Here is a 9,655-nt window from a genome sequence, read left to right as displayed (position 1 = left end):
GCGCTTTCGAGTCGCCTTAAGCTTCATCTACAAACTGCTCAAGCAATATCGACAGAGTGGGGACATTGCCCCTAAAGTTCGCACGCTCCAAACCCCCACTAAACTTAATGAACCTCAACTCCAAGTTTTAAAACAGCTTGTAGAAGCCAATAATGATGCCACCCTAGAGGAGCTTCGCGATCAACTGGAGCAAGCAACTGGGGTCAGGATAGGACGCTCAACCACCGCTCGGATGCTCCAGAGGCTTCAAATTACCCTAAAAAAACGCTTCACCCCAGTGAAAAAGAAAGTGAGGCCGTGCAGCTAGAGCGGTTTGACTATTGGCAGATCATTCGAGCTTTTGATCCCAAGAACCTGATTTTTATTGATGAATCGGGAGTCAACCTCTGCCTGAACCGCTTACTTGCCCGTGCCCTTAAAGGGCAAAGAGCCAGAGGAAATCGTCCTTCCAGCCGAGGCAAAAATGTCTCGGTGATTGGGGCTTTATCTCTTAAAGGTGTGATTGCCCAAGTGAGTCTGTTAGGGGCTATCGATGGACTCACCTTTGAAGCGTTCATTGCTCAGCGATTAGTGCCGCAGTTATGGCCGGGAGCCTTTGTCTTAATGGATAATTGCTCGATTCATAAGGGAGCTGAGATCAGAGCTTTGATTGAACAAGCGGGAGCTACTTTGATTTATTTACCCCGCTATTCTCCTGATTTCTCCCCCATTGAAAATGCCTGGTCTAAAATTAAGCAGATTTTACGGTCGATCAAGGCCCGTAATTATCCTGACCTCGCCTTGGCTCTTGAATCGGCTTTCAACCAAATCTCTCTTGAGAACATTCGTAACTGGTTCTCTCATTGTTGTTACCGTATCTCATTAGAGTAGGAATGGCTATAATGGTGATGATACAAATATTACTGCTGTCCGCTTAATCGCGGGCTGTTACGCTCCCTGCGATTTGCAGACAACGGACGAGGCTGTGCTTAGAGATTGTCCTCGGGATTTAGAGACTCTACGGGTTGAATATGATCAAAGGGCGATGGCCAAAGGCCGGTCGGAGACCATCGCAATATAGATTGGGTAGTGCTACGCAAGTAATAATGCGTTGTAGTAATGGATGAAATACCAGATCGCACCAATGTGATTTTGCACCGATTTTTAAAACTGGCATTTGAACCGTTACTTCCCATTGTGGATGTGACAATTCTTGACCGTGTGGGAAGAGGCACCACGAGGACAGACAGGCAAGGAGCACAACACCGTGAAACTCTACTTCTCCATCATTACATCTTAGAGGATGTTTTAAAAGGGTAGGCTTTAGCCTCAAATACAACTCAGAGGCGCGATCGCAAACCCTGGAACCCTGATTCTCTCGTATTAGCTTCTAGGTAGCTAGGGTGGTGAAACACACCCTGAAAGACTTTTAAAACATCCTCTTAAACACTACCCACAGTTTTTATCTCAGTTCAATCTCCAACCTTCCCCAACAAGACCAAAAAAACCTATCACCCGTATCAAGACATCCAGACACCAAAGCCTGTAACCCCTGCAAAATAAGGCGAAAAGCTTGGTGGATTTGAAAGCCGATGATGAGATTTGAACTCACGACCGCTCGATTACGAATCGAGAAGTCATTTCATCTAGAGTGATTTTCTGATAAGCCTTTCAAGCAAGACTTCTCCTTGGGGTAGCTGTTTTTATAACAGTTTTTATCACAGTTTGAACTGTCACATCCCAAGATTATGCCTCTACAGGTTGCAGCAACTCATCAACGGGTTGACCTCGGTGAACAGGTTCCCAGTTAGGGAGAGCGGGTTGATATTCGCAGTAGCAAATTACAATTCTTGTGTCGGTATCAAAGGATGAGAAGTGCTGAACACGGGTGACAATCCAGTCCCCATCTCGTCCATGGGTGACACCATCACCGGGAGTATCGAGATTGGCATACTCTCTGACGCGATCGCCTGGTTTGGGTAACTTATCTTCTCTACCCGAACTGTCCCACTCTTCATGCAAGATATCGGTAAAACTATCAAATGGTTGTAATCGCCGTTCTTGCCAACCATGGGCATCCATTCTGTGAGCTTTGAATACAATCCAGGTTTCCTTAGTCATAGCGTTCATCCTCAAAGCTAGTTTGTTCTCCGTAGAAAACACAGTCTACAGGTAGCACAGGGTTTTTAGTGGGCCTGATCGTCTTCAGTCTCCATTTATATCGCCTCTCCATATCTCTACATTTCTGAGGATCGGAGGCTCCATGCACATTTTCTTCTTGTTCTTCTTGGGACTGCTCTACACCCTCTTGATTCACTGCTGTTCCTCCTCACTGAGATTGCCCTCTCCAAACCCCATCAATTCTCGCTTTGCCGCCTCAGTAATAACCCGTCGCAGCCATTCGGTTTTTTGGTTCCCTAATTTTCTGATCGCATTATCTACATCCTGACCAACCCTTACCTGTAGTTGCTGTTGGGCAAGTGGATCTGTAGTGTCATCAGAACGCTTGATTTTGTTGGCCTCAAATTCTGGGGTAATGATTGGCTTAGGGTTTCCTTTAGGCATTTTTCGATCCAACACTCTACACCCTAAGTATACGGAGATAAATCAAATGTATACAGGGATAAGTAAAGACAATCGAGGCTTTTCTGTATACAGGGATAATTTAATCAGTCCAATCTTGATTTAATCCTTGTATACAGGGATAATATGGGTATGAAGACGAGAGAGGGCTACGCCGGGAAGCAACAACCCTCTCTTTACCCCACAAAGGAGTAATTCAAATGTACACCGTAACCCGCCCAGTCAAAACCAACCTTCCCGAATCCTTCACCATCTATGCCGAGCTGATCCGCCCTGCTCAACCCCCTACCTGCTTTCAGGGAATGGAATCTCTGGTGATTGAAGTAACCTTCCCCAACAATGGCCAAATGATCTGCCCTCGCCTCAATGCTGTAGTTGCTGAGCAGTTTCCAGACTGGCAGTTTGTCACTTGGTGGATGCCTGAACCAGACGAGTTCTAAACCTATCTGGGGATGCCTTCATCCCCTCTACCGCCTCACTGAGTCACTGCACAACAAGAAGGTTAGAACCATGTCTAAAGTCGTTGCACCCATCACCGCTACGGTTGAGTTCATCACTGGGGTTAAGTCAGGACAGTATGGCGAGTATCGCTCTGTGTTATTCAGTGATAGGAAAAGCAACCTCATTTTGCTCCGCGTTGCGTACCTAACAGTTAGTCCAGGATATGTCGGTTCTATAACCTTCCCAAAGTAAAGACCCCGACCCCTGAAATCCCCTCTGGTTTTATTTTGGGCTGCCGAGAAAATCTCGTTTGCCTAGTTCTACGCCAGAATGCCTGAGGATGTCATATGCGGTTGTGACATGAAAATAGACATTGGGCAAAACAAAGTAGAGGAGATATGGCAAGCCATCAAATACCATCGTTTCTTCGCCTACCGGTAGGGAGATTGACCGCGTCTCTGAGCCATCAATCTGCTCTGCTGTCAAAGTTTTCAGATAGGCAATGGTCTGCTGAAGCCGTGTGATGAGTTCTGAAAAGGTTGTTTCGATGTCTGGCATATCAGGTGCTACTAACCCTGCTAGTCGCGCCGCTCCTCTGCGAGCGATATCAGAGGCGATCTGCACCTGTCGTACTAGTGGGAACATATCGGGATAGAGGCGGCTATCCAGCAATACCGATGGGGCAATTTTCTTCTCTTCGGCATGTGCAGCTCCCTTCTCTAGAATCGCAATGAGATTAGTTAGTGTGTGCATGAGGGGAGGAACAGATGCTTGATACATCGTGATGTTCATGAAAATTGCTCCTAAAAGCAGAAGGCATTCATGCCAATTCTCTATGAACAGACACACAATGAAGTTAAAGCAAGATTAAAATAACGCGATGTGCAACTAAAAGTCTGAAACCCTTGATTTCTCGTGACGAAGGTTTGAATATACCTTGCCAGGACATAAATTTAAGGATTTTGTAGGAGGGGTGCAGGGGTGGAACCCCTGGCTGGGGCACCACCCCCACACCCCCAAAAATCCCAAGTCTATGAGCTAACGCAGTATAGTTGAAATTTTGAGTGGCTCAAAACGACGTAAAACCGTTAGCCCAGAAATAGTCGCCCATCAGGTAATATGTTTGTCCAGAAAGCTGGACAGGTCTTGAATTGCGTTTGGGGTTGCTTGGAGTCGATCGCGCTTTTCGCCTCTGCTTGTTTCAATCTAAGAAGGTAATCAGGCGATCGGATTAGATGCGCTTTTCTAGTTGTAGGTTCTAGCAACCTAAGTATTGACGCAATTGGGCTACTTCCACTGTTGGCAGACGGCTGCCCACTTGCTCAAGCGTGATGAGCCAGACACACAGTTGGTCAGCAGTTCTCAGCTTTAGCTGGTAGGCTTGCTCGATGATCCAGAGTAGACCATGAAAGGGCACTTGCTCCTGCTGGCAGAGCTTTCGTAAGGGCTTTTCATTGGTTAGCAAGGTGCATCCAACGGTTTTCGCGTAGTAGAGGTTTAAGACATCGGGCAAACTCAAGCGTCCTGTCTTGTAAAGTAGAGCAGCCTTTACCCACTCTTGCTTTGCCTCAATTTCCTGAATGCCAGCTTGTCGAATGTTGTCTGCCAAGTCGGGAGGTTCCTCGCACTCTAACAAGACAACATCCAGAACTTGGGCTGTTCCCAACGCTGGTAATACGTCTAGCCCCTCTACAAAGCCTAGATCAATCAGAACATTAGCATCGACTAAAAAGGTCAATTCCCGTTCTCCTCCGTCCACCGTCGCAATTCTTGGCGCACCGCAGTAAGACTTTCTCCAAGGACTTCTGCGGCTCTAGAGGTGGTGATCTCCTCTTCTAACAGTGCCAGGTAAGTGAGACGTTGTAGCCGATTCAGACAAGAAGGTTCGGGTAGGGTAGGCTGCTCACGATCGGGATATTTCTTTTTGAGCACCCCTATCTGCTGCCCAACTTGCTTTTTGTTGATAAAACTGAGTTGACCAGCACGGATCAGAATCGTGATGAGGCTGACGTTGTATCGACATTTGAGGTCTGCCAGAAGGGGTTCTGGAATCCAGCGATCGCGATAGGCGTGTAGCTCTTTACGAAGGATATCTTCTGAGAGTAAAACCGCTCCTGCTAAATGGTCGGCAGATTTTTCCCGTGGATCTTTGCCTGCGGTTTGGGTTAGTGGTTCGGATGAAGCTTTGTATTCCTGACGATGAAAGATGAGGTGGGCAAGCTCGTGAAGAACCGTAAAGAATTGTCTCTCGGTGGGATGAATCGAGTTCACAAAAATCACGGCTCCCAGTTCATCCGTATAGGCAGAGAAACCGGAGATATCGTTAGGCAGAGGATGTAGCAGGATCTTCAATCCCTTGGCTTCTAATAGGGCAAACACATCCCCGATCGGCGTTGATTCGCTTAAACCTAACCATTGGCGAATTTCTTTGGCGACTTCTTCAACCGCATATTCTTTGTACTCCTTGAGGGGACGTTGCTCTGGCAGGGCTGGTAACTCACCCAATAATTGCTCGATCGCGGCATAATCGATAGCCTTTTGGGTCAACAGGCTCCGCAAAGTTGGGGTGAGGGCAGCGGGTTCGTCTGCGCGAAACAATAACCCAATCTCTGATGAGTAGGCTGCTCCATCAGAATTCGTTGCCAGCAACAGATCCGTTGATACACCCAACCGCTTCGCAATCTTGGTGAGTTGAGCAAGGGAAGGTTCTCGATCGCCCGTTTCCCAGGCGGCGATCGTTTGTCGGGTAACACCAATCGCCTCTCCCAGTTGTTCTTGAGAGAGTCCTGCTTGCTCCCGAAAGGCACGGATCAGGTTAACAGAGTTCATGCGTTTTTAGCGGTTTTTAGGCATGGATGTTATATATATCTAACATCGTACCATGCGCTAAAAGAGGTGATTGTCATGGCAAAGACAGTATTGGGTCACTTCATGCTTAGGACTACAACTCACCCCGGAAGGCACGGTGAAGAACGGTTTGAAATAAATGTTCTGCCTGCCGATCGCCCTCCCGTTGCTGTATCCGCAGCCGCTCAAACCGGTGGACAATTTGAGCAAATTTTTCTTGGAGGGGAAGAGGTGGTATGGGACATAGAAGTTCTGCAATTGCCTCTTGTCCAATAGTTGTCATTGTCGCAGTATTAGCCCTATTCATGATTAGATTTCTACCATAGGAACTTCTATAAAGTCCGAGAATGTAATAGGGATTAACTATTCTTTTTTCAACACGTGCTCGAATAGTATGACATTCAAAAGTAGTTCTTTCTTTGAGAGAAGGAACGATATTAATTTGCCCAGTCCCTTCTCTAACCAAGGAGGATCGAGTGAATAATAAATCGCCTTCTAACACCTCGTATTTATCTACTGATTTATCATCTAGTTTTGCTCTACGTAATTTGGATGTATCTATTGAAATCGTATGATAGAGATCATCCACCCAAATTACAGGAGTTCCAAAACTATACTTCTCATTCTTCTCAAAAACTCCATTGTTCAGAGGTATTTCTAGAACATCTCCAAATTTAGAGTTGACATTTAGTTCAAGAAAATCACCAAACATTTCAAGGAAGACCGATCGCAAATAGCTATCGCTCAGTTGTTGGGTGTAGCGGCGGGTGCGGCGGAGGCGATCGCATTTCTGGGCGATCGATGCAATTCGTTTTTGTTCTGCGATCGGTGGCAAAGGTATTTCGGAATCTAGAATGTCTTCATCAGAAACAGCAGGATATCCTGCACCTATAGATAATTTTGTTAATCTCTCAACAAACTGATTGGTTTGGGTGAAATAGAATAGATAAATAGGATTGATGATTTTTGGATTAGAGCGAAGTACACAAAATCCAGTTGATGCGATTTGATCATCAAATTGATTGGAGACGAAAGCAACAGAGTTCAAATTTGGTCGAACAGTTGAAACCAGAATATCGTCCTTGTAGATACGTTTCCTGGCTCGACTTGGGGCTTCACTTGGAATAATATATTGAGGTTCTACTATCTTTTTTGTTTGTCTGTCGATAGAGGAAATATCGATATAGGTTATTGACTCACGATTCAGTTTTACAGGATCACACTGCTGAGTTTTTTGGACACAATCCCGAATTGTTAAATAATTCACTTTCATCTCGTCTGCATACTCAACAAGCTTCAACATACTCACAAATCGAAACAGGTTCAGGAATTGATTCACCGTCTTCCTGTAATCCTTCCAGATGGAATGCGATCGCTTCTTGAATCAGTCTCCTCACCTCTTCCAATGTCTCCCCTACTGCCACGCACCCCGGCAAATCGGGAATATAGGCTCCATAGCTTGTGACTCCTTTTTCAATCACCACTGCATATTTCATCAGGCTTCTCATAAACTCAACCAACCAAACACCTGTTCTACTGATAAGGATAATGGAATGCCGTCGAGAATCGGGAGGGGGCGATCGCCACTCAGCAATTGCACCCTCTGATCGCCAAAGACTATCAAAATGCTTGCTTCTGCTGGATCTAGCAGCCAACCGAGTTCTGTGCCGTGCTGAGAACAGTGGAGTAAATTGCCTAAGACTTTGGTTTGGCTCTGGTCGGGTGAAAGGATTTCGATCGCCCAATCAGGCTGGAGGTTAAAGCGATTAGCAACCCTCCCGGCTTCGGTGCGGGGAATGCGCTCCCATCGAAATATGGCAACATCCGGTACAACGGAAGCTCCGCCAAACGTGCAGCGCAGTTCTGGAAAGGCATAGGCAAGCTTGGGGGCTTTTGTGACCTGGTTGATGCGATCGCACAATTCACTCTGAAGCGTACTATGTTCTCCCTGGGGCATGGGCTTCTGGCTCACTTGTCCATCAATAAACTCGGATGCGGGTTTCGTCTCTGGAAGTTCTAAAAACTCCTCCAGCGTCAGGCTTTTTACGGTTGCAACCATTTTGCCTATCCCTCCAGTAGTTTCTCCAATTCTGCCACTTCTGACGAAACCCTCCATCAAACCGCTCACAAACTCGCCGGATCGCTTCCTGCTGATACGCTCGTCCAGCGATCGCGATGTTCACCCCCAAGGTTTGCAGCGCAATCTTGTTTTGGCTCAGATAGAGCAGGTTCTCCAGATCTGACAGCGAGAAGAAGCCCGCCACCTGGCGTTTAGTTTCGCGATCAACATCCCAGAAATAGGTTTCTCTGCCATTAGTCAAAAAAGCAAAGGGCTGAAAGCTCTGATGCTTCGCTATTTCCGTCACATAATGCCGCACCTGCTGCTCTGCCACCCGTGGATCACGGCTCTGTTTCTTCGCTTCTACAACCGCGATCACTTCCCCATTGGAACGGTAGAGGCAGTAGTCTGTTACCCCATTCCAGGGTTCCGCATCATACCCATCTACAGGAATTTCAAACCTGACTTGCCCATGGGTAGGATCAATATCCCATCCTGCTGCAATCAATTTTGGGTCAATCAATTCCTTGCGGGTTTGGGCTTCATTCGGAGAATGGCTCATAGGTTAGAAGTGTAATCAGACTCAGCATACATCTGAGAAATCACCTAGTTCCATTAAATGGAATCTTTTTAGAGATGTCTACAAATTGCTCGAAAGGTACAACTACAGCGCAGTATAGTGAGTCCTAATTCTGACCAAACGAACCCATGGAACCCGCCTTCTTCCGTTCCTTCTGCACCATCTGAAGCTGATTCAGACTCCGCTCTAACTGCGTAGAGATGTGGGATTCATACCGACTCAGCAACGCCACCTGTTGAGGGATAGGGTTAGCCGTTAGAGCTTGATAGGCGGCTAAATCCTGCTGGTAGCGATCGCGCTCTTGCTGCATCTCCTGCTCAATCTGTTCAATCTGGTCGATCCGCTTCTGGCAGTACTCCAGAATTGTGTGATGCTTCTCCAGATAGAACTGTAGACACCCCTTGGAGGTTGGAGGCTTATTAGGATCTAGGCACTTAGCATAGAGCCAACATACAGCAAACGGATGGTGTGCAGCATAGAGATCCCAAACCCACCGTAGATAGAGATCGGTATATAAATCCAGTTTTATCGTGCCTAGAAGATCCCTCGGTTTCCCTGGTATGCCATCAGTCGGATACTCATCATCTAACCGCTTCAATTGTTTTTGGGTGACCTCAACCCAATCCGTCCAGCTATCTGCAAAATACTTAGAACGGATTTCGGTTGGAATGTTTTCTAACGGATTCTTCTCAACAAACCTGGTCAAGACTTCCCGTTCTGTATTCAGATTGGCTGGATGATAGCTACTCCACCGTTCATCCGTCTGGGGTAGCTTGAGAGCAGGATACTTCTCATCGGTATAGGGCTTGCTGACAGCAGGCAAAACTTGAGCATTACCCAAAGCCGCCTCAGCCACCCACAAACGGTTTTGACGCTGGATGCACATGGCAATGGTCTGAACCAAATGCCATTCCACCGCCCCTTCTGGTTGATAGGTGTCAACCAAGCTTTGCATCAATCCTTGAAACGTTGCTAAATCTTCAGTGGCCAGAATCGGAGGTTTTTCAGCCAGTAACCCATGTTTGGTGGCATTGCGAGCGGAAATCATCTTTCCCCTTTCACTCACCGGGCCACGTGACTTGGCTCCATTCATCCGACAAACTTCAGCACTCGCAACCATTGTGGGAACTCCTCTCGCCTGAGCACAAATTTATGAGACTTCTTCC

Annotated in this window: 12 protein-coding genes and 1 pseudogene; 3 read left to right on the top strand and 10 right to left on the bottom strand. The window is 46.8% G+C overall.

Going from position 1 to position 9,655, the window contains the following annotated elements; all coding sequences use genetic code 11:
• Positions 1–307, top strand: a pseudogene (locus DO97_RS24500) (IS630 family transposase); the annotation flags it as partial.
• A complete protein-coding gene (locus tag DO97_RS17805) occupies positions 298–870 on the top strand; it encodes an IS630 family transposase (RefSeq protein ID WP_036536045.1) in 573 nt (190 codons plus the stop codon). The pseudogene DO97_RS24500 and the gene DO97_RS17805, both read left to right, overlap by 10 nt.
• Before the next feature lie 855 nt (positions 871–1,725).
• Here DO97_RS17805 and DO97_RS17800 read toward each other — a convergent pair.
• Positions 1,726–2,100, bottom strand: a complete 375-nt coding sequence (locus DO97_RS17800; protein WP_052128918.1) for a hypothetical protein — start codon at positions 2,098–2,100, stop codon at positions 1,726–1,728.
• A gap of 192 nt (positions 2,101–2,292) precedes the next feature.
• Positions 2,293–2,544 carry a hypothetical protein gene (locus DO97_RS17790; protein ID WP_036536037.1) on the bottom strand — a complete coding sequence of 84 codons (252 nt, stop codon included), beginning with the start codon at positions 2,542–2,544 and terminating at the stop codon, positions 2,293–2,295.
• Positions 2,545–2,762: 218 nt separating this feature from the next.
• Here DO97_RS17790 and DO97_RS17785 point away from each other — a divergent pair, with 218 nt between their 5' ends.
• On the top strand, positions 2,763–3,002 hold the full coding sequence (locus DO97_RS17785) for a hypothetical protein (protein WP_036536034.1): 240 nt from the start codon (positions 2,763–2,765) through the stop codon (positions 3,000–3,002).
• Between the two features lie 283 nt (positions 3,003–3,285).
• On the opposite strand, the gene DO97_RS17780 is transcribed toward DO97_RS17785, so the two are convergent.
• From DO97_RS17780 to DO97_RS21475, 8 genes are all read right to left on the bottom strand, one after another.
• On the bottom strand, positions 3,286–3,795 hold the full coding sequence (locus DO97_RS17780) for a DUF1993 domain-containing protein (protein WP_036536031.1): 510 nt from the start codon (positions 3,793–3,795) through the stop codon (positions 3,286–3,288).
• Positions 3,796–4,261: 466 nt separating this feature from the next.
• Positions 4,262–4,741: a PIN domain-containing protein gene (locus DO97_RS17775; RefSeq protein ID WP_036536029.1), complete on the bottom strand. Its 480-nt coding sequence runs from the start codon at positions 4,739–4,741 to the stop codon at positions 4,262–4,264.
• Positions 4,738–5,832, bottom strand: coding sequence for a helix-turn-helix domain-containing protein (locus DO97_RS17770; RefSeq protein ID WP_036536027.1), 1,095 nt, complete (start codon positions 5,830–5,832; stop codon positions 4,738–4,740). The genes DO97_RS17775 and DO97_RS17770 overlap by 4 nt, the downstream gene beginning before the upstream one ends.
• A gap of 112 nt (positions 5,833–5,944) precedes the next feature.
• Positions 5,945–7,153: a restriction endonuclease subunit S gene (locus tag DO97_RS17765; RefSeq protein WP_036536025.1), complete on the bottom strand. Its 1,209-nt coding sequence runs from the start codon at positions 7,151–7,153 to the stop codon at positions 5,945–5,947.
• Positions 7,137–7,346, bottom strand: coding sequence for a type II toxin-antitoxin system HicB family antitoxin (locus DO97_RS17760; RefSeq protein WP_036536023.1), 210 nt, complete (start codon positions 7,344–7,346; stop codon positions 7,137–7,139). Before DO97_RS17760 ends, DO97_RS17765 begins: the two co-directional genes overlap by 17 nt.
• A gap of 8 nt (positions 7,347–7,354) precedes the next feature.
• The gene (locus tag DO97_RS17755) at positions 7,355–7,909 is read right to left on the bottom strand and encodes a Uma2 family endonuclease (protein ID WP_036536019.1); all 555 of its coding nucleotides are present in this window, start codon (positions 7,907–7,909) and stop codon (positions 7,355–7,357) included.
• A complete protein-coding gene (locus tag DO97_RS17750) occupies positions 7,830–8,471 on the bottom strand; it encodes a type I restriction endonuclease (protein WP_036536018.1) in 642 nt (213 codons plus the stop codon). Before DO97_RS17750 ends, DO97_RS17755 begins: the two co-directional genes overlap by 80 nt.
• Positions 8,472–8,595: 124 nt before the next feature.
• Positions 8,596–9,609 (bottom strand): hypothetical protein, encoded by a 1,014-nt coding sequence (locus DO97_RS21475; RefSeq protein WP_052128917.1) that lies wholly within the window; start codon positions 9,607–9,609, stop codon positions 8,596–8,598.
• Positions 9,610–9,655: the final 46 nt, after the last annotated feature.

This window comes from Neosynechococcus sphagnicola sy1, assembly GCF_000775285.1.
Taxonomy (GTDB): Bacteria; Cyanobacteriota; Cyanobacteriia; order Neosynechococcales; family Neosynechococcaceae; genus Neosynechococcus; species Neosynechococcus sphagnicola.
Note: the sequence above shows the minus strand (reverse complement) of the source record. Positions and strands in the feature narration are given on the sequence as shown.